This window comes from Rossellomorea sp. H136, assembly GCF_056838065.1.
In genome coordinates, this window is record NZ_CM166371.1 from 334,485 (window position 1) to 357,663 (window position 23,179).

Below are 23,179 nucleotides of genomic sequence, written 5' to 3' on the forward strand. Positions count from 1 at the left end.
GGGAGAATCAATGAAACTAGTAAAAGAAAAGGCTATTCAACACATTCCTGGGGGAACGATTCTTTCACCTCTAGGGTACAAGGCAGGGGGGATGCACACCGGCCTTCGATACGCAAAGAAAGACTTCGGGGTCATTTACAGCGAGAAGCCTGCACAAGTCGGAGCGGTTTATACGCAAAGTCACTTTCAAGCTGCTCCCCTAAAGGTCACACAAGAAAGCATCTTGAAATCTCACACTCTGCAAGCGATTGTGGTGAACAGCGCGATCGCAAATGCCTGTACGGGTGAACAAGGATTAAAGGATGCTTATCAAACAAGGGAGTGGACGGCAAAACGATTTCAAATTCCGGAAGAGTATGTAGCCGTTGCTTCGACAGGAGTCATTGGTGAGTGGCTTCCTATGGAGAAGATTGAAAAGGGCTGTAACGAAATCAAGGTTGATTCGACAGAGCAGAGTGCCCAATCATTTCAGCAGGCCATCCTAACGACGGATCTTATCGAAAAGACTTCATGCTATGGAGTGATAATAGATGGAGAAACGGTCACCATCGGAGGATGTGCGAAGGGATCAGGCATGATTCATCCGAATATGGCAACGATGCTCGGCTTCATTACAACGGATGCATCGATTCCATCCACTGTCCTGCAAAAAGCACTTAAAACAGCGATCGATCAATCCTTTAATCAAATCACTGTAGATGGAGAAACGTCTACGAATGATATGGTCATTGCGATGGCAAACGGGATGGTTGAGCACGACACATTGCATGAAAGCCATCCTGATTGGCATCACTTTCAAGAGGGGTTAGTGCACGTATGTCAAGATCTGGCCAAACAGATTGCCCGGGATGGTGAAGGAGCAACCAAACTCGTGGAAGTGAACGTAAAAGGAGCTCATTCCCATCAAGACGCCAATATTTTGGCAAAGAAAATCGTCGGTTCCAATTTAGTCAAAACGGCACTCTTTGGCAGGGATCCAAACTGGGGAAGAATCATCGGTGCTATGGGACACAGTGAGGTGAAAATTGAGCCCCATCAATGTGATATTTATATTGGAGAGACACTTGTGTTTTCGAATGGTACTCCACAGCCATTCAATGAAGAGAGTGTAAGTCAGTATATGCAAGCTGAACATGTGATCATATCTGTCGGGTTGCAAGGTGGAGTAGGAAAAGGAAAAGCCTGGGGGTGCGATCTTACGTATGATTACGTCAAAATCAATGCAAGTTATCGAACATAAGCCAGTGATTGCAATCAAACTGGGAGGAAGTGTCCTTTCTAAGCTCTCATCCCTTTTCTATGAAAGTATAAAAGATCTTCAGAAGTACTACCATGTGGTCCTTGTTCACGGGGGGGGCCCTGAGATTACGGCTATGCTGAACAAACTGGCCATTGAATCCACCTTTATTAACGGCCATCGAAAAACCACAAAGAAGGTATTTGGAGTCGTAGAACAGGTGTTAAAGGGAAAAGTGAATAGCGAGTTAACCCATCAACTCAATCTGGCAGGGATTAACGCGATCGGATTAAGCGGGTACGATGCCCATTTGTTAAAGGCCAGCATCATGGATGAAGGGTCTTTAGGTTATGTTGGTAAGATTGAAGAGGTAAACCTTACCCTATTAAACAATTTGCTTTCGCTGAACTATGTGCCGGTTATCGCTCCCCTTGCCACTACAAACAAGGGGGAAAAGCTGAATGTGAATGCAGACCTGGCCGCATCAGCCATAGCCGAAGCCCTGGAAGTAGAGAAACTGGTCTTTGTCACAGACGTTCCCGGCATTTTAAAAGAAGGGAAAATTGTTTCACGTGTAACAAAGGAAGAGATCCTTCGTTATATAGAAACCGGAATCATCCACGGTGGAATGATTCCAAAGGTGCAGGCAGCCCTATCGGTTTTGCAGCTTAACATTAAAGAAGTAATGATCGTCGGGTGTCAGGACACGATCATTCAAGACGGAGAAATGCAGGGTACACATATAACAGAAGGAGGAGGAGTCGAGGCGGTATGAGTCATTTATTTCCTACTTATAATCGGTTGGATTTTGAATTGGTTTCAGGAAACGGCACAATTGTTCAAGATCAAAACGGGCAATCTTATTTGGATTTCATATCAGGTATAGCAGTTTGTAATTTAGGTCACTCTCCTTATGTTGTGAAAAAGGCTCTTGAAAAACAGTTGGATAAACTTTGGCATGTATCAAACCTGTTTCCGATTACGCTGCAGGAAGAGGCGGCTTCACTCCTTACTTCCGCGAGCGGCTTAGATGCTGTTTTCTTCTGTAATAGTGGAGCTGAAGCGAATGAAGCAGCAATTAAGTTAGCCAAAAAGCATACGGGCAAAACGAAGATTCTGACCTTCAACCAATCGTTTCATGGCCGGACCTTTGCGACCATGAGTGCAACGGGGCAGGAGAAGATTCATAGCGGATTCGGTCCATTGGTTCCAACCTTTGACTATCTTCCTTATAACGATGAACAGGCTCTTTCGAACGTGGAAGGAAATGACGTTGCGGCCATCATGGTGGAAGTGATTCAAGGGGAAGGCGGGGTGAACCCTGGTACTCTTTCTTTTTTACAGGCAGTAGAAAGGTTGTGCAAGGAGATGGATGCTTTACTCATTGTCGATGAAGTCCAAACAGGGATCGGTCGTACAGGAGTTCCATTTGCTTATCAGCATTATTCCCTGCAACCGGATATCGTTACGACGGCTAAAGGACTGGGAAGCGGTTTTCCAGTAGGTGCGATGATGGGTAAAAAAGATCTTGTATCTTCCTTTTCGCCAGGAACTCACGGGTCGACATTCGGTGGTAATCCATTAGCGATGGCCGCAGTGAAAGCAACTCTTGAAACGATTTTTGATGAAGTGTTTCTGAAAGAAGTACAAAGTAAATCTGAGTACTTTATGCAGAAGCTGAAGAATCATCTACAGGAATGTCGGAGTGTAAAAGAGGTAAAAGGGATAGGCTTTATGATCGGTATCCAATTCGATATGGAAGTAAAAGAAATCATCAATAAGCTGCGGAAAAATGGATTATTGACGCTGCCGGCAGGTACTCATGTGATCCGTCTATTACCACCATTAACGGTCACCTATGACGAGCTCGATCAGGCACTTCACATACTTGTCGGCACGCTAAAACAGCATCAAGCGGCAAGTGTCTACTAATCTATTTTTTTAGATATGAATGTATAAAAATTCTTTTGTTTATATAAATATTCAAATATAGGAGGCGACCTCATGACAGGTTACTTATGTTTAGAAAACGGAAAGACCTTTAGTGGTGAAGTCACAATGGATGAAGAAGATCCCGTTCAGGGTGAGATTGTGTTTTTCACGGGAATGACGGGGTATCAGGAAGTACTGACCGATCCTTCCTACAAAGACCAAATCGTTGTTTTCACGTACCCGCTCATCGGTCAATATGGCGTGAACGAAGATGACTTTGAGAGCTCACAGCCGCAAGTGAAAGGGGTAATCATGCTTCAATCACCGGAGTTGTATTCCCATTATCATGCGACTTCTTCCCTTAAAGACTATCTCGGGAAGTGGAAGATTCCATTCATGACAGGTGTGGATACTAGGCAGGTGGTGAAGGCAATACGTGATGTTGGAACTCAAAATGCGTGTATATCTTATACAGAAGTGCTTCCTCTAAAAGAAAAGCTCACAGGTCAAATCGAAAAGGTAGCCCTTTCTCAGATCCGCAAGATGGGTAGTGGAAACAGGCATATAGCCGTTGTCGATTTCGGTGTAAAGAAATCGATTCTATCCAGTCTGGTAAAGATGGATTGTCATGTTACCGTCATTCCCTATCATCAGCTTGACCTTCTGGATCAAATGAATGTTGACGGACTGGTGTTGTCGAACGGTCCGGGAGATCCGAAAGAAATGATGAGTCTTTTACCTAAGCTGAAGGAAAAAATCATGGAGATTCCGACCCTCGGAATTTGCTTAGGGCATCAATTAATCGCACTGGCACTCGGAGGGGATACCGAACGATTATTATTCGGTCATAGAGGAGCGAATCATCCTGTCATCGATAACCAAACTGGAGAGGTGTATATCACATCACAAAATCATAATTACGTCGTGAACGGTGCCAGTTTAACAGGAACCGGGCTGGAACCGCGTTTTATGAATGTCAATGACGGTTCCCTTGAAGGGCTTCAACATATAAGCAAGCCTATCCTTTCGGTTCAATTTCATCCTGAAGCGCGTCCGGGTCCGGAAGATGCTTCGTGGATATTCCAACAATTCTATCAAACGATTAAACAACCAGGGAGAGAGAAGATGTATGCCTAAAGATTCCAGTATTCAAAAAATCCTCATAATCGGATCAGGACCCATCATAATCGGGCAAGCAGCAGAGTTTGATTATTCAGGTACACAAGGCTGCTTTGCCCTGAAGGATGAAGGGTATGAAGTGATTCTCGTGAATCATAATCCGGCTACGATCATGACGGATACGACCTACGCTGACAAAGTGTACTGCGAGCCCTTAACGGTAAAAACATTAACTGCGATTATCGCTAGTGAACGCCCCGACGGAATCGTCGCCAATCTTGGAGGTCAAACCGCTCTGAATCTTGTAGTGGAGTTGGATGAAAGAGGAGTTCTCGCGGAATATGGAGTGACACTGCTCGGGACATCTGTGGACTCGATTCAAAAAGGAGAAGACAGAGAGAAATTTCGAACATTGATGAACACATTGGGACATCCAACGGCAGAAAGTGATATCGTACACGACCTTCAAGAGGCTATCCTTTTTTCTGAAAAGATTTCCTTCCCGATCATTGTGCGCCCGGCTTATACATTGGGGGGAAGAGGCGGTGGGATCGCTACAAACAAGGAGGAATATAGTAAACTCGTTCAAACCGGATTAAAGGCGAGCCCAATTCATCAAGTACTGGTGGAAAAAAGCATTGCCGGATTCAAAGAGATTGAATATGAAGTCATGAGAGATTCGAAAGGAAATTGTATATCCGTCTGTAATATGGAAAATTTCGATCCTGTTGGTGTCCATACGGGTGACTCCATCGTCGTCGCTCCGTCCCAAACCCTGACAGATCAAGAGTTTCATATGCTCCGTACAGCGGCGTTTAATATTATCAGTGCGTTAGAAGTGGTGGGAGGATGCAATATACAATTTGCTTTAGACCCTAACAGTAACCAGTACTATGTGATTGAAGTGAACCCACGGGTGAGCAGGTCCTCTGCTTTGGCATCGAAGGCAACTGGCTATCCGATCGCCAAAATTGCGGTGAAGCTTGCTGTTGGCTATACGTTGAACGAAATCATCAATCCTCTGACAAGAACCACTTTTGCGAGCTTTGAACCAGCTCTTGATTACGTTGTCGTCAAGTTTCCGAGATGGCCATTCGATAAATTTCCTGAGGCGAATCGGGTGCTCGGAACGAAGATGAAAGCAACGGGTGAAGTGATGGCGATCGAGCGTTCGTTAGAGGCTGCTTTTCATAAAGCTCTTCAGTCGTTAGATCTGTCCTTAGAAAACATATATAGCGAACTGGCCGGCTTATCTCATGAAGAGCTGGAAGAGAGGATTGGAATACCCACGGATCTTCGCTTTTTTGAACTGTTGGAATTGTTGAGACGAGACCATTCAATTCACACTCTTCATGAAAAGACAGGAATCGATAAGCTGTTCTTGTCTATCCTGAGTAAATTAGTATTTATGGAAAATAAGCTAAGAACGTCCGACTTCACTTCTGATCTTTTGAAAGAAGTTAAGAAATTCCGTTTTGAAGATAAAACTATAGCGGGATTAATGGGGAAACCGGAAGCGTCCATTGAAAAAAAGAGAGTGGAGGCAGGAATTGTGCCCGCCTTTAAAATGGTGGATACATGTGCAGGTGAATTCGAAGCGATCACCAATTATGCCTACTCTACTTATTATGGAGACAATGAGATTCAACCTTTACATGGAGAGAAGAAGGTCCTGATTGTTGGAGCGGGACCGATTCGAATCGGTCAGGGGGTCGAGTTTGACTACAGTGCCGTTAAGGCGATCCATCGATTGAAAGAGCATGGATACACGACCATCATGGTGAACAATAACCCCGAAACCGTGAGCACGGATTATGAGACGGCAGATCGATTGTACTTTGAACCTATTACGAAAGAATCGGTCCTTTCTATTATCCAGCACGAGAAAGTCGATACCGTACTCGTACAATTCGGCGGACAAACGGCATTAAACCTGGCTTCTATTTTAGAGAAGAAGGGCGTCCAATTATTTGGGACATCTTCAGATACCATTGACCGTGTAGAGGATCGCGACCGTTTTTATCAACTGCTGGATGAACTGGAGATTCCTCGAGTGAAAGGAGATATCTGCCACAGTAAGGAGGAAGCATTACAAGTAGCACAACATTTAACTTTTCCTCTTCTTTGCCGTCCATCCTATGTGATTGGAGGGAAAGGGATGGTGAAGGTAACGACACTACACGAGATGCAGAGGTTCATACAGGAAGCGGATGAAGAGTACTTCCCTATTTTAATGGATGAATTCAAAGCGGGTCAGGAAATTGAAGTTGACCTGGTGGGGGATGGAGGCGGAGTGTACGTTCCCGGAGTCATGGAGCATATTGAACGGGCAGGTGTCCATTCAGGGGACAGCATGTCTATTTTTCCTTCTGAATCCCTGTCAGTTGAAATCAAGAGAACGATTGAAGGGTATGCTCAGAAGATTGTGTCTTCCCTTCATTACAAAGGGATCATGAATATTCAATTTTTGCTGCAGGGTGAAGAGGTATTCGTGTTGGAAGTGAACCCGAGAGCAAGCCGGACGGTTCCGGTGGTCAGCAAGGTCCTTGGATACTCATTAATCGATATGGCAACAGACATCATGTGCGATGAGACGTTGAAGATAGACGCCTTTAGCCCTCCTTCAGAAATAGACGTTGTAGGAGTAAAATATCCTGTATTTTCATCGCATGCCCTGCCGGAGATCGATCAAACACTCGGGGCCAATATGAAATCAACGGGAGAAGGGCTATGTCTTGGTAAGACGGTTGAAGAAGCCCTCTATAAAGTATTTGAAGGGTTGCATGAGGCTGTAGAAACTGGTGGTACGGTTTATATCGATAGTAACCAGAAAGAATTAAAACAGTACCAAACTTCTACGGAAGCTTCGTTTAGTGACTGGATTGAAACAAGCAATGCCTCTGTATATTTCAGTCATGAAGAAACAGACGAAATGAAGAAGAGAAGAATTGCAGCTTTAGAGGCAGGGGTTACCGTTTTAACCGAGGCAGAGACCCTGTTGGCTTTTATTCGAAGTATGAAAGTGAATAAAGTGAACCCTATTCCATTGGCACAATCAAAATCCATACAGGGAGTGAGCAGAGTATGATGAATTCAAGTGTTTCGACGTCGCCGGTAAAGGTTTCCTTGAAAGGGAGAGATCTTGTCACGTGGTTAGATTACACTACAGAAGAAGTACATGAGCTCTTATCACTTGCTCAGTACTTGAAGAAAAATCCTTATTCAAAGGTGTTGGAAGGGAAAACCCTTGGAATGATCTTTGAGAAGTCGTCCACAAGAACCCGTGTTTCATTTGAAGCGGGGATGCTCCAGATGGGAGGTCATGCCATCTACTTGAATGCCCGTGATATACAGCTGGGAAGAGGAGAGTCGATCGCAGATACGGCACGGGTCCTTTCTTCTTATGTGGATGGAATCATGATCCGTACGTTTGAAACTGAGAAGGTTACAGAATTGGCCCAGTACGCGAATGTTCCAGTCATCAACGGACTTTGCGATACGTACCATCCTTGTCAGGCATTGGCGGATGTTCTCACGATTTTGGAGCTTGCGGGAACGCTAAGAGGATTGAAGGTTGTGTATATAGGGGACGGGAATAATGTGGCACACTCCTTTATGATTCTTTGTGCGAAGCTTGGAATGGATGTCGTCGTTTCTTGTCCTGAAGGCTATGAACCCGTTAAAGAAATTATCGGTAAGACGGTGGAACTTGCCGGAATGAACGGCGGAAGCTTTACTCTTTCTTACGATCCGGTAGAAGCTGTTAAGAATGCGGATATCGTATACACCGATGTATGGGCAAGCATGGGGCAGGAGGAAGAAGCGATTAAGCGCCTTAAAGACTTCAAGCCTTATCAGGTGAATGAACAGCTGCTTCAGCATGCTGCACCTGAAGTGAAATTTCTCCATTGTCTCCCGGCACATCGTGAAGAAGAGGTGACAGCGGCTGTCATTGACGGACCATGTTCTGCCGTATTTCAGCAAGCGGAGAATCGATTGCATGTACAGAAGGCTATATTGCAATCACTATTTGTATAAAGCTGTTAGGTCCGCTTCTGAATGGAAGCGGACCTTTTTGTTGCCTGAAAGCATTTCCATAAGAGAAAATAAGACTGAACCAAACGAACACATGTAAACATATAGTGTAGGAGAAACTGTAATTAGACCGTTTTGGAGGTGCTAGTGGTTTTGAGTAAACCAACGATTGATGATTACCTGGATAATGGAATATATGGCCAGAAGCAAACGAAGCCTGATGAAAGAAGAAAGTTTCTCGGGAGCCTGCGGGAACGAATCGTCATTGCCTTGACTCAGAGTCAGGTAAGGGAAAAGGGATTGTACAAGGAAGTTCAGGAGAGTCTGAAGAAGCATCCTGATGCGAAGCTTTTATTAAATGGTAATATGAGCTACTCCTACTTATCTAAATACATCAAGCTTGCTGATACGTATCACGTCTCGTTTTCAATGGTGACAAATAAGGAGGTCGAAACCGATATTGGTCTCGTACTCGCTTATGATCATGCCATTGATAAAGAGGAAATCTACGTGAAGAAAAAAAATGAAAAGACCTCTGAAGCCAAAACGAAACAAAAGCCAAAGAAAAGCATCTTTTCATCAATTAAAAACAAGCTTTTTTAAAACTGTGTGCCTTTTTTGAAAAAGGAGAGTTTAAACAACCCTTTCAAAATCGCTGGGATGATAAACAGAATAAACAATATCCGAAATAAGTGATATCCGGTAATGATGGAAAGATCAGCGTTGACGGCTTGACCTACTAAGGCCATTTCTGCCATTCCCCCGGGAGCCAGGCTAATAAAGGCAGTAAGAAATGTAATGTCATGCCAGCGACTTAATACAAAGCTAAGGCACGCGCAACATAATAGCAGGCAGAAAGAAGTAAATAAAGACCAAAGGATGAACTTGGACAACTCTTTAGATGAAGAGAAATTCATCATGAAACTAAAGTAGATTCCCAGGGATAATTGAGCCAGAATAATTAACGGATCGGGCATTTGGGGTACAGAAAACCCAGACACCATGAAGCCACCAATGGCTAATATCGGTCCTAGCATTGCAGGGGTGGGTAAATGGATTCTTTTAGCCACAATCCCTGATAGAATGGCAATGATGAAGAATAGAATGAAGGCCCACTGGAATGAGGGTACTTCGAAGGGTGGTAAAGCATTCCCGGGACTCGTTCCACCACCGCCTTTTAAAAGGGGGCTGAACACCAGAAACGGTACAACAAAGATGACCGATAATAAACGGATCACCTGCAGGACTGTCACAACCGTTAAGTCTATATTCTTCATTTCCTCTCCAAGAGCCACCATCTGCGAAAGTCCTCCTGGTATACTTCCTGTAATGGTAGAGGAAAGACCGATCCCCGTCATTCTTGATGTGATATAGGCGAGGGCCATGCTAAAGATAATGATGGCAATCGTCATCGTCAGCATGGAAGGGAGCTGGGTAACAATCTCAATCATGGTTCCCTGACTAAAGGATTGTCCAATGGCATAGCCTACAATGATTAATCCAAGATCTCTGAAATAAGAGGGCCATGCTAAATCGAGCTTCATCCATTTATTGATGAAGAAGACTGATGTCATAGAACCGAGCAGCCAGGACAGAGGGAGGTGAAGCAGCGTAAATACCCCGCCGCCCGCAACTCCAACGACAAAGGCTAATAAAATAGGATGCATTTTGAAAATCCTCTCATTTTATGTCCTCCTTTTAAGGTAATCAATTGGAGGAGAGGAAGCAAATGGAATGCGTTAACTATAATTTCACCACACCATACCCCCACCAAGGTCCGTCCCTCACTAAATGGCACATACTATCCCCAATTCGTGGTAGAATGAATGGAGGTATGGACAAGAATCAGCCATGATCCTAACAATCGTTATCTATTATCATAGTTGCTTTAATGACGCGAATTTTGGTATTATCAATAGTATTGTGAGTGTTCGAACATATACGGAGGTGAAGAAGATGACTAGAATTTCTGAAGAGCAAGTAAAGCATGTTGCCCACCTTGCACGACTAGCCATCACAGAGGATGAAGCGAAAAAGTTTACAACTCAATTAGATGCGATCATCGGGTTTGCCGAGCAGCTGAATGAATTGGATACTTCAAATGTGGAAGCGACGAGTCATGTGTTGGATATGAAGAACGTTATGCGTGAAGATAAGCCTGTTGAAGGACTGCCACGTGAAGAAGTATTAAAGAACGCACCAGACAAACATGATGGACAAGTACGCGTACCATCGATCTTGGACTAAGGAGGGGACCTCATGTCATTATTTGACCATAAATTATCAGAGCTTCATGAGCTTTTACATAAGAAAGAAGTATCTGTCACAGATCTTGTAGACGAATCATACAAACGTATTGATGCCGTTGAAGATAAAGTAAAAGCATTTTTAACATTAGATGAAGAAAATGCCCGCAATAAAGCGAAAGAAATGGATGCAAAGCTTGGAACGGATGAAAGCAAAGGTCTGCTTTTCGGAATGCCGATCGGGATTAAAGATAATATCGTAACAAAAGGACTTCGTACAACATGTGCCAGTAAAATCCTTGAAAACTTCAATCCGATATATGATGCTACGGTTATCAATAAATTACATAGTGCCGATACGATTACGATCGGAAAACTGAATATGGATGAGTTCGCGATGGGTTCATCTACTGAGAACTCCGGTTTCCAGAAAACGAGTAATCCATGGAATCTTGAAACGGTTCCCGGTGGATCTTCAGGTGGTTCAGCAGCCTCCGTTGCAGCTGGAGAAGTACCTTTCTCACTGGGTTCAGATACAGGCGGATCGATTCGCCAGCCAGCAGCATTCACTGGTACTGTCGGTTTAAAACCAACGTACGGACGTGTATCTCGTTTCGGTCTTGTAGCATTCGCTTCTTCACTGGATCAAATCGGACCAATCACTCGTAGCGTAGAAGATAATGCATACTTACTGCAAGCGATCGCCGGTCTTGATCCGAATGATTCTACTTCAGCGAATGTTGAGGTTCCCAACTACGCGGCAGCTCTGACAGGTGATGTGAAAGGCTTAAAGATTGCTGTGCCAAAAGAATATTTAGGTGAAGGTGTCGGTGAGGAAGCCCGTCAAGCAGTGCTTGCTTCACTGAAAGTGTTGGAAGGCTTGGGAGCTACATGGGAAGAAGTATCTCTTCCTCACTCTAAATTTGGTGTTTCAACTTACTACCTATTAGCATCGTCTGAAGCATCTGCCAACCTTGCACGTTTCGATGGTGTTCGTTACGGCTACCGCACTCCTAACGCTGAGAACCTTCTTGATCTTTATAAGAAAACCCGTGCAGAAGGATTTGGGGACGAAGTGAAGCGTCGTATTATGCTTGGTACGTTTGCATTAAGTTCTGGATACTATGATGCTTATTACAAAAAAGCACAGCAGGCCCGTACACTCATCAAGAAAGACTTTGAAGATGTATTTGCGAAATATGATGTTATTATTGGACCAACAACGCCAACTCCAGCTTTCAAAATCGGAGAGAAAATTGATGATCCATTAACGATGTATGCAAACGATATTTTAACGATTCCAGTAAACCTTGCAGGTGTACCGGGAATCTCTGTACCTTGTGGCTTCTCTTCAACAGGATTGCCACTTGGATTGCAAATCATCGGTAAGCATTTTGACGAAAGCACGATTTATCGCGTAGCGCATGCGTATGAGCAAGCTACAGACTTCCATACAAAAAAACCACAACTGTAAGGGGTGAAATCAATGAACTTTGAACCAGTAATCGGACTAGAAGTCCACGTAGAATTAAAAACGGACAGTAAGATGTTCTCTCCGGCACCGAACCATTTCGGAGCAGAGCCAAATACAAACACGAACGTAATCGACCTTGGGTATCCTGGTGTACTTCCAGTGGTAAATAAGCGCGCCATTGAGTTCGGAATGAAAGCAGCGATTGCATTGAACTGTGAAATCGCAACGGATACGAAGTTTGACCGTAAAAACTATTTCTATCCGGATAACCCAAAAGCGTACCAGATTTCTCAATTTGACAAGCCGATCGGTGAAAACGGCTGGATCGAAATTGAAGTGAACGGTGAGAAGAAACGTATCGGAATCACTCGCCTTCACCTGGAAGAAGATGCTGGAAAGCTGACGCATTCAGGCGACGGTTATTCCCTTGTCGACTATAACCGCCAAGGTACTCCTCTTATTGAGATTGTATCTGAGCCGGACATCCGCACACCGGAAGAAGCGTATGCGTATCTTGAGAAACTGAAATCCATCATTCAATACACAGGTGTTTCAGATTGTAAGATGGAAGAAGGGTCGCTTCGTTGTGACGCCAACATTTCCCTCCGTCCAATCGGCCAGGAAAAGTTCGGAACAAAAGCTGAGCTTAAAAACCTCAACTCTTTTAACTTTGTTAAAAAGGGATTGGAGTATGAAATCGTCCGTCAGGAGAAGGTTCTGTTATCAGGAGGCTTGATCCAACAGGAAACGCTTCGTTTCGATGAATCAACAGGTAAAACGATTCTCATGCGTGTAAAAGAAGGCTCGGATGATTACCGTTACTTCCCTGAACCTGATTTATTAAATCTACACATCGATCAAGAGTGGATGGACCGCATCCGTGCAGAGATTCCTGAGCTTCCGGATGAGCGTAAAAAGCGCTATGTAGAAGATTTAGGCTTACCTGCGTACGATGCCATGGTTCTGACATTAACGAAAGAAATGTCTGATTTCTTCCAGGAAACCGTTGAGGCAGGAGCAGATGCGAAACTAGCGTCCAACTGGCTGATGGGAGAAGTTTCAGCTTACTTAAATGCACAGCAAAAAGAACTTGAAGAGGTTAAATTGACTCCTCAAGGACTGGCAGGCATGATTGATTTAATCGAAAAAGGAACGATTTCTTCGAAGATTGCGAAGAAAGTGTTCAAAGAACTAGTGGAAAACGGCGGAAATCCAGAACAAATCGTGAAAGATAAGGGTCTTGTTCAAATTTCTGACGAAGGTGCCTTACTCAAGATCGTGACGGAGACCCTGGATGCCAATCCACAATCCATCGAAGATTACAAGAACGGGAAAGACCGCGCCATCGGCTTCCTCGTTGGTCAAATTATGAAAGCAACAAAAGGGCAGGCCAACCCGCCGCTTGTTAACAAGCTGCTGCTTCAAGAAATTCAAAAACGCTAATAAACGTTCATCATAGCCCCTGGAAACGACTTGTTTCCAGGGGTGTTTTTTATGGAGGAGAGGGACGGACCTTGAAATAAATTCAAGGTCCGTCCCTCTTTTTAGTTCAAGTTTTCCTGAAAAGCATGATTTTCTTGCGTTTTGTGTAGGTATTTAAACCCGATGTTGAAAAAGGAAAGATGCAGGTCTTTTAACTCATTCGTTGAGGATAGTGCTTGTACTATAGTGAATCTAATGGTCTAATAGTTAGAAAATTCCAATAAAGAGGTGTTGTATTTGAAGAAACAAGTCGTTGCATTAGGGTTAACAGCAGGGTTAATGGTGAGTCCGGTATTTTCTCCGGAAGCATTGGGTGCTCCAAATGTGAGTGAAAAGGTAAACTTCAATGAGAAGACGGGGGCTCCTCAGTTTATATCGGGGAAATTATCCAAGGCATCCACCAATACCCCAGAAACGATTGTGTTTGATTACTTAATGGAGAAACAAAATGCATTCAAGTTCAAAGGAGACTCAAAGCTTTCCTTCAAAGTGAAAGAAAAACGTAAGGATGATTTAGGATTTACATATCTCCGTATCCAACAGATGTATAAAGGAACGCCTGTATACGGAGCTGTTCTAACAGCGCATGTGAATAAGGAGGGTGTCCTGACTGCACTATCTGGAGCACCGGCTACAAATCTGGATCAAAAACAAAATCTGAAACAAACAAAAAAATTATCTAAAAAAGAAGCAGTTTCGGCAGGGGAAAAAGACTTAGTAGCACATATAGGAAGTCAGCCTGACTATGAATATACCCCGAAATCCGATTCAGTGATCTATTTGAAAGACGGAGAAGCCCATTACGCTTATCTCGTAAACTATAATTTCCTTGCTCCGGAACCAGGGAACTGGAATTATTTCGTTGATGCTGTGACAGGTGACATACTGGGAAAAGTAAATGAGCTTCATGAAGCGAAAAGTGTAGGTGGTAAACCTGGTGGCGGTGGAGGTCCAGGAAGTGGTGGAACCGATGCAGTTGGTTCAGGAACAGGAGTACTGGGAGACACGAAATCGTTAAATACCTACCTCTCATCATCTACTTATTATTTACAAGACCGTACAAGAGGTGGTGGAATCTTCACCTATGACGCAGGGAATCGTACCCGTTTGCCAGGTTCACTATGGGCAGACAGCGACAATCTATTCAATGGAAGCTATGATGCAGCTGCTGTAGATGCTCACTATTACGCAGGTCAAACTTATGATTATTACGCTGATACACATAACCGAAACAGTTATGATGGGAATGGTGCAGCCCTTAATTCAACGGTCCATTATGGCCGAAACTACAATAATGCATTCTGGAATGGCCAGCAAATGGTATACGGTGATGGAGACGGTTCAACATTTGTTGCTCTTTCAGGAGGGTTGGACGTTGTAGCACATGAGCTTACACATGCCGTAACGGATACAACAGCTGATTTGATTTACCAAAATGAGTCCGGGGCTATCAACGAATCTATGTCTGATATCTTTGGAACATTGGTAGAATACGATACAAATAATAATCCGGATTGGGAGATCGGGGAAGACATCTACACACCTAATCAAGGTGGGGACGCTCTTCGCTCCATGTCAGATCCGGCAAAATACGGGGATCCGGATCACTATTCTGTAAGATACACAGGGACGCAGGACAACGGTGGGGTTCATATCAATAGTGGAATAGGAAATAAAGCGGCCTATCTGCTAAGTCAGGGTGGTACTCACTATGGTGTGAAGGTAACGGGAATCGGTACGGATAAAACCGGGGCGATCTATTACCGTGCGTTAACTCAATATTTGACACCATCTTCAAACTTTAGCCAGCTTCGTTCAGCAGCGGTTCAATCGGCTACAGATCTATATGGTGCAGGAAGTGCCGAGGTGGCGAGTGTAAACGCGGCGTATAATGCAGTAGGTGTTAATTAAATAGATTGATTGAATAGAAGGGCTGTAATGGCTCTTCTTTTCGTTGCTATTTAAAAGTGCCTTAGCCTTATTTAGATACAGGGGGACGTATAAGCACGGAAGGCATTTTTCTCGGCACTCCCACATTTAATGCTACATTTGTTTCTTCTTTGCTTTCTCCAGTATTTGTTTAGCCAAGCGGTAATACGTATCCGCTTCGACTTTTGTTTCAGCTCTCTTTAGCTGCATCATATAGTTTTGGAATCGAAGTTTGTCGACTGACGAGACTTTCATCACAATTTTCCTCATTTTGGCACTCCTTTAGTGGACAAAATTGCGTCCAATTATCTATTCTGAATTTTCTGTAAATAATGTATAATAATAGTAAATGATTCCAGAGGGTGGATAGAATGTCCTTATTCGAAGTGATCTTGTTGCCAATGTTAATGGGTGGTATTGGAGGCTTAGGACATATTCTGGTTTTCAAAAATGGTCATTTCACTTTTCCGAGAAAATTTATCGATGACCAAGGTGAGAAGCACTATCTATTTGGCTCAACAAAGGATATTATCATAGGCATTCTAGCAGGGTATCTGTCAGTATTACCGGTTGTTGAAACGGTCCCGATCTGGTATGTCATCTATATTAGTTTATTATCAGGTATCGGGGGAAGTTCCGTCATCACTCGAAAAATCGAACAAAATTTAGCAAGCACCAAAGCGTCTTATATCCAAGAGCTATCTCATTATCAGCTCGAACCGACCTCTAAGGGAGGATCTCCAAACCATAATGAGGTGAAACCTGTTGGCGAAGTGGAAGAAAAAAAGAATCAAGGTTGAGCTGCCACCAGAAGACTATGAAAAAGCAAATCACTATCTAAAAAGACTGAAGGAGGCAGATAGCCTAATCGAGCTGAACTACTACTATAATAAAGTGGCAAAAATAATAGAAAAATCACAAGATGTTTAAGGTGGTTCAATTTAAGAGTAGTCCTATACCTATCTAATTTAACCAAAAAATGTGAGGATGAAACTGACAATTGAGTCAGCTTTTTTTCTGTCAAGAAAAGATGTATGAAAGATACTTCTCTTCGCATACTTACTTATTCCATCCCCCTCTGGAAAAATAGTCTGGGAGTAGCAGTATGCTATTCCTTTTTTTAGATTGAAGGTAATATGAAAGAGAGTTCATAAGAACCTGTAAATCTGTCCATTACGGTGCTTTTCTTATATTATATTCCTACAGGCATAATCGTACAATTGAAATTTTGAATAGAATGAAAACTATATTTCCCTTGTGAAATTCGAGAAACATGAATATGCTATAAGGAGAATTTAAGAGAAAAGATGTTGGTGCTTCACTGGTATGTGTGGGGCTGGAGGAGGAAGAATATGAACTTAGAACAATGGTTCACTAAAGGGATGACACCTGAAGATTACTTGGAATATATGAGTGTACATAAAGAAAATACCGAAGTGATCAGGAAGAACTTTACGATTCCACAAGAAGACATAGAAGTTTTGAATAAACTCGGAGAACACTCCTTACGGGTGATTGCCATCACGGAAGATTGGTGTGGAGATGCCATGCTGAATATCCCGATTCTGTTAAAAGTGGCAAAATCCGCTGATATGGACGTTCGCATGATTTTACGGGATGAAAACCTGGAACTGATGGATCAATACTTAACGAATGGCATCTCGAGAGCGATCCCCATTTTCATTTTCATCGATCGTGATGGAAATGAAAAGCTGGTATGGGGACCTAGAGCCCCTATGGTAAAGAAGATCGTGGATGATGAACGGGCGAAGCTGCCACCGAAGGATCATGAGCTTTTCCCGGAAAAGCAGAAGGAAATGATTCAACGCTTAACTTCTCAATATTCGAAAGATGAAGAAGTATGGCAGGAAGTGTATGAAAGCTTGAAAACGAGTCTTGTCCAGAATGTGCTGATGTAAAAAGGATTCGAATATTATAAGAGATCCGTTCGTTTCTGGAGTCTTCTTTATTTAAAAGGCATGATGTCTTCATACTCACTCAAAATAGAATGGTAAAAAGTACCCGTCGTCATGGGATTTTTTGCCGGTTCACGAATGACGGAATTCGCGTTAATATGGTATAGGATGAGGAGTTGAAGCATCATGATTCACCAAAAGACAAATACAATTGTTATAGAAGCGCTAAATAAATTTCCCCATAAAATTCACATTAAATTGGGAGAAATCCTGCGTGAACGAGGATTGACACAAGGCGATCTCCATCGCTTAACTGGGCTTAGAGTGGCTACGATCAATGAGCTAGTGAATTTCAAGAAGAAATCCTTAACGGTGGCTCATCTTGTTTCCATTATGATCGCCCTTAGAATTACAGACATTCGTGATCTCATCGAAATAGAATTTGATCAAGAAGTTCAAGACTACTTCAATGAAGAAAATCAACGAATGAAAAATGGATTTACTCCAGACCTGACAAAAACCGCTGAAACAAACGTAAAACGAATCGCAGCTGGAGCAAACAACTAAACACCATTACACCTCAAACGGTCATTTCTGATGATCGTTTGTTTTTTTAGGTTAGGGACGGACCTCTATTTCTTATCCATGTTCCCCTCTCAAGTGATATAAATATAATATAAATTCAAGGTTTACAACCAGGCAAAACAGGATAATTCCTTAAAGTAAGAGTTTACTTAGAAGATTTATTAATATAACGATATAAAAATAGTCGAGGTCCGTCCCTGACAGGAGTCCCTGGCAGGAGTTTTGACACAGGTTACAGAATGTAGTAGGTATGGTGTTGTTAGCAGGGTTTTGTGATGGAGTTGACATGAAATCGTAATGCTCATTTGAGGGAAAATCAATTATGATAGGGGAAGAGAGTAAATGGAAGTTAATTTTGGTCATGTGACCTCTCGTTATGCTGCGTCTTGTGATGATATTCCGCATCAATTTTTTGATACTTTAAAGATTAGGGGAATTGTGTGGGAAGGAAGAAAAGTAGCTGAAATTGGTTCGGGTACCGGTGCTTTGACACGAAAGCTGCACAAGCGTGGAGCAGAAGTGATCGGGGTCGAGCCGTCCATTGAGCTTAGGAAAGCTGCCAAGGCATTAGAGAGTAAGCAATACTTGGACATCCCATATCTTACAGGTACAGCTGAATCTACGAATCTGCCAGATCAGTATTATGATATCACGATGATTCACAGAAGCTGGCATTTATTCGACCGTCCAAAGGCGATCAGCGAAATGAAGCGGATATTGAAGGGAAAAGGGACGTTCATTGTAAGTGATTCAAGCTTAATTCCGGATCATGAAGTGGTAAAGGATACAATGACGTTTTTAAATGAATATATAGATATCACCCCACCTGGATCAAAAGCTGAATCAGTGAATCAATTGAATGGAATTCCTGTGGAATGGCTGTTAGAATGGCAGGAAGCTGACTTTAACTTGAAAGATTTTTACACGTTTTATTACGCAGTCGATTTTACGTTACAGTCCTGGTGTGAGCGAGTAGGCTCCTTATCCTGGCTCACTCATATTGAAGATAGTGAGAAAGAGGGATTACTGCAATCATTACATACGTTCCTGTCCGGGCGTTACGATGCTCTTCATGAGTTTACTCTTCAGCACCAGTTTACAGTCTGCCTGATGAAAAAGTAGAAAGAGTGATCGGATTGGAAGCAGTAAAAAAATATGTAAACTATTTAAATATGGATATAGAGAAGCCTACATTAAACTATTTGCAACGACTTATCGGGCAGCACTTGATCAGGATCCCATATGAGACCTTTAGTAAATTCTATTACTTTTCTCAAGGCGAATCCTTTGTGCCTTCCTTGGACACTTTCGCAGATAATCTCCACTCTAAAGGGTGGGGAGGCACCTGTTTTACATTAAACATCAACTTTGGAAGACTGCTGAAAGAGCTAGGCTTTCATTGTCAGTTTGTCAGAGTGCAACCGGGTCACCTTGGATTAATTATTACCATTGATAATCGTAAGCTCTATGTGGATGTTGGATATGGATCCCCGATCATGAAGCCAGTTGAGCTTGAATCGAGGCAGAAGCATCTTCTTCACGGTTTCGGGGAAGAAATCATTTTTACCCAGAAAGACATACGTGAATTTGAAGTGGATCGACGTTCAAATGGCAAATCCTTTGTAAAAAAAACCATAGAGTGGATCCCGTTAGAGGAAGAAGAATTAGAGGCCGATATAGAAGCATCTTACTTGGATTCCGATGACAACATTACAATGAGAAGAATCACGGCAGTCCGCTTCCAGGGCAATCAATGCTACTTCCTTCGTAATCAGACCTTGAAAGTGATGACCTACCGAAACATCCGTGAATATCAAATGAAAGATTTTGATAAGTGGAAAGATATCGTCGGGGAGGTCTACCACTTTGATGCGACATCCCTGCAGGAGTCCATCCAGTTTTTACAACAAAGGAATATCAAGCTGTTCCCATAGGCCGTCTGGAATATCGTGTTGATATTCTGGATGGTTTTTTTGTATATACATGAAAATCATTCATTCGGACTACTTTATTTATGGCTTCATAATCATAAAAATGAACAGAAGTACACCAAAAGAGGATGCAAGATAAAAGTAACGGTCGATAGTCACCAGATGACGTTGAATTTCTTCTGGTGGTGCCCCTGTTAGGTGTTCATTTTCCGATAAGGCTATCCATTCGTGGATTTTTTTAGAGACAGGTGTGATGAAGCCTATCACGATGATTTGAATGAAAATATATAGTAGGACAGACCCCAGAATCCACAACTCTCCAAAGCTGCCATAGTCCCCTGTATAAAAAAGGATGAATCCACTCAACATGGCAATGCTTCCGCCAATTTTAGGGAAGTATTCCAATCGCTTATACAATTCCGTCGTAACCTTTAATTGTTCAATTGTTTTGTCTGGCCTGGTTAAAACATGAGCAAAGAAAGTAGGCCCAACCCCTATAATGGCAGACAACACATGTAAAAGAATCAACCATTCCATCTGAGCACCTCCATGATGAGTAATCTATAAAGATTACGAAAGAGAGTGCCGATTTATGTATTTTTAATAACAGCAATAGGAGGGGAGTGCTATACATTTTTTTTTTTATTAGATTTTTCCAGCGAAAAGAGTTATGATATTGACCGGTAGACGCTTTATAATAAATAACCTGCGGAATAAAAATTGCATGAATAAAAATAATAAGTATATGATGTTAAAAGATGGAATATAAAAGGACGAGTCTTTGGAATTAATACAGATTAGGATGATGGGGTATGAAACGAGCAAGAATTATTTATAATCCTACTTCTGGTCGAGAGCTATTCAAAAAGCACCTTGCAGAAGTATTAATCAGATTAGAACAAGCGGGATATGAAACCTCCGTTCACGCAACCATTTGCGAAGGGGATGCCACAAAAGCGGCACGGATTGCTGTAGAACGTAAATACGATATCGTTGTCGCTGCTGGTGGAGATGGCACGTTAAATGAGGTAGTCAACGGATTAGCCGAGCAGGATTACCGACCTAAGCTTGGAATCGTTCCAATGGGAACAACGAATGACTTCGCACGGGCTCTTCACATTCCAAAGGATATTGGTTCAGCCATTGATGTCATTACAAAGGGTGAATCCATTCCTGTCGATATCGGGCGCATGAATGAACGCTACTTCATTAACATTGCCGGTGGAGGAAGAATAACCGAATTAACCTATGAAGTGCCAAGCAAGCTAAAGACGATGATGGGGCAGCTTGCCTACTATTTAAAAGGAATTGAAATGCTTCCATCCATCAAGCCGACGGACGTTTCCATCGAGTATGATGGAAAGCTGTTTGAAGGGGAAGCAATGCTATTCCTGATCGGTTTAACCAACTCAGTTGGAGGATTTGAACGGCTGGCTCCGGATGCGTCAATCAATGATGGCTTATTCTCGCTTTTAATTTTAAAGAAAACAAATTTGGCCGAGTTTATCCGCATTGCGACATTGGCCGTTCGAGGTGAGCATGTAAATGATCCCAACGTCATTTACACACAGGCCAATCGAATCAAAATCAAGGCAAAAGAAAAGGTACAGCTGAATGTAGATGGGGAGCTGGGAGGAGTCCTTCCTGCAGAATTTGAAAACCTTTACCGCCATTTGCAGGTATTTGTCCCTCTTGATAAAATTCGCCCGGAAGATAAAGCTGAATGATAAAAAGGAATGCCATTTGTGGATAATGGCATTCCTTTTTTATATGTTTGCGAAGTTTTCATACCCTATGGGTATTATGAATCTGCAGAAACAACATTGTTACAGGACCAATCTGCTTTTTTAAGCGTCGTTTTTTAAACGTATGTGTCGAAACTATCATTTATGCGTCATTCCTCAAAACCGCCATCCTCAATTTACTAACAAAAACACACTAAATGACAATGGGAAACCAATCAGAAAGCCCCATCCAATCTGTTGCTTATGCCGGAATGGAATTTTTCTCACAATCCATGACAAAATGTGGGCGATGATCACAAACGCAAAGACCCATATCAATTGTCCGACCACAAATACAAATAGATAAGCTAGTATGGATTCTTTATTTAACAAAAGGGAAATCCCGAATCCAAAGGTCAAGGTTAAAAATGTGACAGCAATGAATATGTAGGGTAGCCACCATCTTCTTGACTTGAGAGCAAATAACACCCCAAGAAAAACATTTCCTACCAGGATAAGGTTTACTAAGAAGTCCGGGTTCATGTTTTATCTACCTTCTTTTTCTAGAATTGTTGCACATACCATTTTACCCTTTCTTCACCGCTTAAAACGAGGTAAGTTTTTACAACCTGACTAGGAAATGTATAAACATTAACCCCCATATCGCTTGAGAGTATCATTTGTATCCCCTCTCACTTATTGACTATGTTACAGTGGATTAAAAGTATGTCGGACAAATAGTGCCACTGGAAGGGTGAATCCAATGTATATCGTACATTCAACATTTGTAGTTCCTGATGAGAAGGCTGATGAAGTGATTTCAATCTACCATTCCCGTTCAGGAATAGTAGACAAGGCGGAAGTGTTTCAACGATTCCTCCTCTTACAAAATGAGAAAAAGCAGGGAGAAATCACTGTTCATATGGAATGGGATTCGAAGGAACACTTCATGACATGGGTGCAAAGTGAGGACTATAAACGAATTCACGAACTGGAGAAGAAATATCCGGCAGGAGCTCGCATCCATTATTCCATCAATTGATCGCTTTAAGGTAGTGGCGTACTGATGGAAAATAAGTACAAGAGTGTCATAGATGAAGCAGTTGATAGATTGTACGAACGATACCCCGAATTAGATGTAAATTACGGTGAGGTCGGACGGAAAAAATGTCATGAGGACAATGTACATCACTTTAACTATCTGGAATCGGCATCTGATGTCGGGGATTCAAAGGTTTTTTCTGATTATGCCCTTTGGTTGAACAGCGTGCTGGTGAGCAGGGGGATGAAATCAGATCTCTCATTGATAATTTCAAATGTATCATCGAATCTCTTGAAATGATCGGTGTTGAAAAGGGTGAAGACTTCAAGCTTCACCTCAATGAAGCAATTAAGTCCATTCAAAAGGCAGATCGCGAAAACATGCCGGCAAACTAAACGTCATAGCATCGATCCACATGGGGCGATGCTTTTTTTTATAGAGAGGGACGGACCTCCAGTCATTTCATTCTCCCCCTCCATTTATGGTACAATCAGTAGAGTCTTAAAAAGGAATTCGTAAAGGAAGAT

23 protein-coding genes and 1 pseudogene are annotated in these 23,179 nt (G+C 42.5%); 20 read left to right on the top strand and 4 right to left on the bottom strand.

The window, feature by feature from the left end:
- Window positions 1–10: 10 nt before the first annotated feature.
- The 7 genes from argJ (at window position 11) to ACYH0O_RS01815 (ending at window position 8,926) form a co-directional block, all read left to right on the top strand.
- Window positions 11–1,240 (top strand): bifunctional ornithine acetyltransferase/N-acetylglutamate synthase, encoded by a 1,230-nt coding sequence (gene argJ, locus ACYH0O_RS01785; RefSeq protein ID WP_482630887.1) that lies wholly within the window; start codon window positions 11–13, stop codon window positions 1,238–1,240.
- A complete protein-coding gene (gene argB, locus ACYH0O_RS01790; protein WP_482630888.1) occupies window positions 1,203–2,012 on the top strand; it encodes an acetylglutamate kinase in 810 nt (269 codons plus the stop codon). The genes argJ and argB overlap by 38 nt, the downstream gene beginning before the upstream one ends.
- Window positions 2,009–3,169 (top strand): acetylornithine transaminase, encoded by a 1,161-nt coding sequence (locus ACYH0O_RS01795; protein ID WP_482630889.1) that lies wholly within the window; start codon window positions 2,009–2,011, stop codon window positions 3,167–3,169. Before argB ends, ACYH0O_RS01795 begins: the two co-directional genes overlap by 4 nt.
- Window positions 3,170–3,241: 72 nt before the next feature.
- Complete coding sequence (locus tag ACYH0O_RS01800; protein ID WP_482630890.1) at window positions 3,242–4,306, top strand: carbamoyl phosphate synthase small subunit; 1,065 nt, start codon at window positions 3,242–3,244, stop codon at window positions 4,304–4,306.
- Window positions 4,299–7,376, top strand: coding sequence for a carbamoyl phosphate synthase large subunit (locus ACYH0O_RS01805; RefSeq protein WP_482630891.1), 3,078 nt, complete (start codon window positions 4,299–4,301; stop codon window positions 7,374–7,376). Before ACYH0O_RS01800 ends, ACYH0O_RS01805 begins: the two co-directional genes overlap by 8 nt.
- Window positions 7,376–8,326, top strand: a complete 951-nt coding sequence (argF, locus tag ACYH0O_RS01810) for an ornithine carbamoyltransferase (protein WP_482632475.1) — start codon at window positions 7,376–7,378, stop codon at window positions 8,324–8,326. Before ACYH0O_RS01805 ends, argF begins: the two co-directional genes overlap by 1 nt.
- Window positions 8,327–8,476: 150 nt before the next feature.
- Window positions 8,477–8,926, top strand: coding sequence for a YueI family protein (locus ACYH0O_RS01815; protein ID WP_482630892.1), 450 nt, complete (start codon window positions 8,477–8,479; stop codon window positions 8,924–8,926).
- Here the strand turns inward: ACYH0O_RS01815 and ACYH0O_RS01820 are convergent.
- Entirely contained in the window at window positions 8,923–9,990 is a 1,068-nt protein-coding gene (locus ACYH0O_RS01820; protein ID WP_482630893.1) for an AbrB family transcriptional regulator, read from the bottom strand. The two genes, ACYH0O_RS01815 and ACYH0O_RS01820, sit on opposite strands and share 4 nt — an antisense overlap.
- Window positions 9,991–10,279: 289 nt before the next feature.
- Here ACYH0O_RS01820 and gatC point away from each other — a divergent pair, with 289 nt between their 5' ends.
- The 4 genes from gatC to ACYH0O_RS01840 all read left to right on the top strand — a co-directional run bounded on the left by gatC (window position 10,280) and on the right by ACYH0O_RS01840 (window position 15,436).
- A complete protein-coding gene (gatC, locus tag ACYH0O_RS01825; RefSeq protein ID WP_475141409.1) occupies window positions 10,280–10,570 on the top strand; it encodes an Asp-tRNA(Asn)/Glu-tRNA(Gln) amidotransferase subunit GatC in 291 nt (96 codons plus the stop codon).
- A gap of 12 nt (window positions 10,571–10,582) precedes the next feature.
- A complete protein-coding gene (gene gatA / locus ACYH0O_RS01830; protein ID WP_482630894.1) occupies window positions 10,583–12,043 on the top strand; it encodes an Asp-tRNA(Asn)/Glu-tRNA(Gln) amidotransferase subunit GatA in 1,461 nt (486 codons plus the stop codon).
- A gap of 12 nt (window positions 12,044–12,055) precedes the next feature.
- Window positions 12,056–13,486, top strand: coding sequence for an Asp-tRNA(Asn)/Glu-tRNA(Gln) amidotransferase subunit GatB (gene gatB, locus ACYH0O_RS01835; protein WP_482630895.1), 1,431 nt, complete (start codon window positions 12,056–12,058; stop codon window positions 13,484–13,486).
- A 318-nt stretch (window positions 13,487–13,804) separates the two neighbouring features.
- A complete protein-coding gene (locus ACYH0O_RS01840; RefSeq protein WP_482632476.1) occupies window positions 13,805–15,436 on the top strand; it encodes a M4 family metallopeptidase in 1,632 nt (543 codons plus the stop codon).
- Between the two features lie 132 nt (window positions 15,437–15,568).
- Here the strand turns inward: ACYH0O_RS01840 and ACYH0O_RS01845 are convergent, their stop codons facing one another.
- Window positions 15,569–15,724: a hypothetical protein gene (locus ACYH0O_RS01845; protein ID WP_482630896.1), complete on the bottom strand. Its 156-nt coding sequence runs from the start codon at window positions 15,722–15,724 to the stop codon at window positions 15,569–15,571.
- Window positions 15,725–15,825: 101 nt separating this feature from the next.
- Between ACYH0O_RS01845 and ACYH0O_RS01850 the strand changes: the two genes are divergently transcribed.
- The 6 genes from ACYH0O_RS01850 to ACYH0O_RS01875 all read left to right on the top strand — a co-directional run bounded on the left by ACYH0O_RS01850 (window position 15,826) and on the right by ACYH0O_RS01875 (window position 19,889).
- Window positions 15,826–16,254, top strand: coding sequence for a DUF4257 domain-containing protein (locus ACYH0O_RS01850; protein WP_148967220.1), 429 nt, complete (start codon window positions 15,826–15,828; stop codon window positions 16,252–16,254).
- Window positions 16,220–16,384, top strand: a complete 165-nt coding sequence (locus tag ACYH0O_RS01855; protein WP_188048373.1) for a hypothetical protein — start codon at window positions 16,220–16,222, stop codon at window positions 16,382–16,384. The genes ACYH0O_RS01850 and ACYH0O_RS01855 overlap by 35 nt, the downstream gene beginning before the upstream one ends.
- A gap of 422 nt (window positions 16,385–16,806) precedes the next feature.
- Window positions 16,807–17,373, top strand: a complete 567-nt coding sequence (locus ACYH0O_RS01860) for a thioredoxin family protein (RefSeq protein ID WP_482630897.1) — start codon at window positions 16,807–16,809, stop codon at window positions 17,371–17,373.
- A gap of 183 nt (window positions 17,374–17,556) precedes the next feature.
- Window positions 17,557–17,937: a helix-turn-helix domain-containing protein gene (locus ACYH0O_RS01865; protein ID WP_148967222.1), complete on the top strand. Its 381-nt coding sequence runs from the start codon at window positions 17,557–17,559 to the stop codon at window positions 17,935–17,937.
- Between the two features lie 360 nt (window positions 17,938–18,297).
- A complete protein-coding gene (locus tag ACYH0O_RS01870) occupies window positions 18,298–19,077 on the top strand; it encodes a class I SAM-dependent methyltransferase (RefSeq protein ID WP_482630898.1) in 780 nt (259 codons plus the stop codon).
- A 14-nt stretch (window positions 19,078–19,091) separates the two neighbouring features.
- The gene (locus ACYH0O_RS01875; protein WP_482630899.1) at window positions 19,092–19,889 is read left to right on the top strand and encodes an arylamine N-acetyltransferase; all 798 of its coding nucleotides are present in this window, start codon (window positions 19,092–19,094) and stop codon (window positions 19,887–19,889) included.
- A 78-nt stretch (window positions 19,890–19,967) separates the two neighbouring features.
- Here the strand turns inward: ACYH0O_RS01875 and ACYH0O_RS01880 are convergent, their stop codons facing one another.
- A complete protein-coding gene (locus ACYH0O_RS01880) occupies window positions 19,968–20,423 on the bottom strand; it encodes a DUF2269 family protein (RefSeq protein ID WP_482630900.1) in 456 nt (151 codons plus the stop codon).
- A 275-nt stretch (window positions 20,424–20,698) separates the two neighbouring features.
- On the opposite strand from ACYH0O_RS01880, the gene ACYH0O_RS01885 reads away from it, so the two are divergent.
- Entirely contained in the window at window positions 20,699–21,613 is a 915-nt protein-coding gene (locus tag ACYH0O_RS01885; protein ID WP_482630901.1) for a diacylglycerol kinase, read from the top strand.
- A 189-nt stretch (window positions 21,614–21,802) separates the two neighbouring features.
- Here ACYH0O_RS01885 and ACYH0O_RS01890 read toward each other — a convergent pair whose 3' ends face one another.
- Window positions 21,803–22,153: a hypothetical protein gene (locus tag ACYH0O_RS01890; RefSeq protein WP_149154534.1), complete on the bottom strand. Its 351-nt coding sequence runs from the start codon at window positions 22,151–22,153 to the stop codon at window positions 21,803–21,805.
- A 220-nt stretch (window positions 22,154–22,373) separates the two neighbouring features.
- On the opposite strand from ACYH0O_RS01890, the pseudogene ACYH0O_RS01895 reads away from it, so the two are divergent.
- Window positions 22,374–22,677, top strand: a pseudogene (locus tag ACYH0O_RS01895) (antibiotic biosynthesis monooxygenase family protein).
- Complete coding sequence (locus ACYH0O_RS01900; RefSeq protein WP_482630902.1) at window positions 22,677–22,952, top strand: globin family protein; 276 nt, start codon at window positions 22,677–22,679, stop codon at window positions 22,950–22,952. Before ACYH0O_RS01895 ends, ACYH0O_RS01900 begins: the two are co-directional and overlap by 1 nt.
- Window positions 22,953–23,179 lie beyond the last annotated feature (227 nt).

What these genes read in the sequence shown, in the direction of transcription:
- gatC (WP_475141409.1), top strand. Translation starts at nt 10,280, where the DNA reads ATGACTAGAATTTCTGAAGAGCAAGTAAAGCATGTTGCCCACCTTGCA.
- ACYH0O_RS01900 (WP_482630902.1), top strand. Translation starts at nt 22,677, where the DNA reads ATGGAAAATAAGTACAAGAGTGTCATAGATGAAGCAGTTGATAGATTG.
- ACYH0O_RS01870 (WP_482630898.1), top strand. Translation starts at nt 18,298, where the DNA reads ATGGAAGTTAATTTTGGTCATGTGACCTCTCGTTATGCTGCGTCTTGT.
- argF (WP_482632475.1), top strand. Translation starts at nt 7,376, where the DNA reads ATGAATTCAAGTGTTTCGACGTCGCCGGTAAAGGTTTCCTTGAAAGGG.
- ACYH0O_RS01885 (WP_482630901.1), top strand. Translation starts at nt 20,699, where the DNA reads ATGAAACGAGCAAGAATTATTTATAATCCTACTTCTGGTCGAGAGCTA.
- ACYH0O_RS01795 (WP_482630889.1), top strand. Translation starts at nt 2,009, where the DNA reads ATGAGTCATTTATTTCCTACTTATAATCGGTTGGATTTTGAATTGGTT.
- ACYH0O_RS01860 (WP_482630897.1), top strand. Translation starts at nt 16,807, where the DNA reads ATGAACTTAGAACAATGGTTCACTAAAGGGATGACACCTGAAGATTAC.
- ACYH0O_RS01820 (WP_482630893.1), bottom strand. Translation starts at nt 9,990, where the DNA reads ATGCATCCTATTTTATTAGCCTTTGTCGTTGGAGTTGCGGGCGGCGGG.
- ACYH0O_RS01840 (WP_482632476.1), top strand. Translation starts at nt 13,805, where the DNA reads ATGGTGAGTCCGGTATTTTCTCCGGAAGCATTGGGTGCTCCAAATGTG.
- ACYH0O_RS01800 (WP_482630890.1), top strand. Translation starts at nt 3,242, where the DNA reads ATGACAGGTTACTTATGTTTAGAAAACGGAAAGACCTTTAGTGGTGAA.
- argJ (WP_482630887.1), top strand. Translation starts at nt 11, where the DNA reads ATGAAACTAGTAAAAGAAAAGGCTATTCAACACATTCCTGGGGGAACG.
- ACYH0O_RS01880 (WP_482630900.1), bottom strand. Translation starts at nt 20,423, where the DNA reads ATGGAATGGTTGATTCTTTTACATGTGTTGTCTGCCATTATAGGGGTT.
- argB (WP_482630888.1), top strand. Translation starts at nt 1,203, where the DNA reads ATGATTACGTCAAAATCAATGCAAGTTATCGAACATAAGCCAGTGATT.
- gatB (WP_482630895.1), top strand. Translation starts at nt 12,056, where the DNA reads ATGAACTTTGAACCAGTAATCGGACTAGAAGTCCACGTAGAATTAAAA.
- ACYH0O_RS01805 (WP_482630891.1), top strand. Translation starts at nt 4,299, where the DNA reads ATGCCTAAAGATTCCAGTATTCAAAAAATCCTCATAATCGGATCAGGA.
- ACYH0O_RS01865 (WP_148967222.1), top strand. Translation starts at nt 17,557, where the DNA reads ATGATTCACCAAAAGACAAATACAATTGTTATAGAAGCGCTAAATAAA.
- gatA (WP_482630894.1), top strand. Translation starts at nt 10,583, where the DNA reads ATGTCATTATTTGACCATAAATTATCAGAGCTTCATGAGCTTTTACAT.
- ACYH0O_RS01850 (WP_148967220.1), top strand. Translation starts at nt 15,826, where the DNA reads ATGTCCTTATTCGAAGTGATCTTGTTGCCAATGTTAATGGGTGGTATT.
- ACYH0O_RS01845 (WP_482630896.1), bottom strand. Translation starts at nt 15,724, where the DNA reads ATGAGGAAAATTGTGATGAAAGTCTCGTCAGTCGACAAACTTCGATTC.
- ACYH0O_RS01890 (WP_149154534.1), bottom strand. Translation starts at nt 22,153, where the DNA reads ATGAACCCGGACTTCTTAGTAAACCTTATCCTGGTAGGAAATGTTTTT.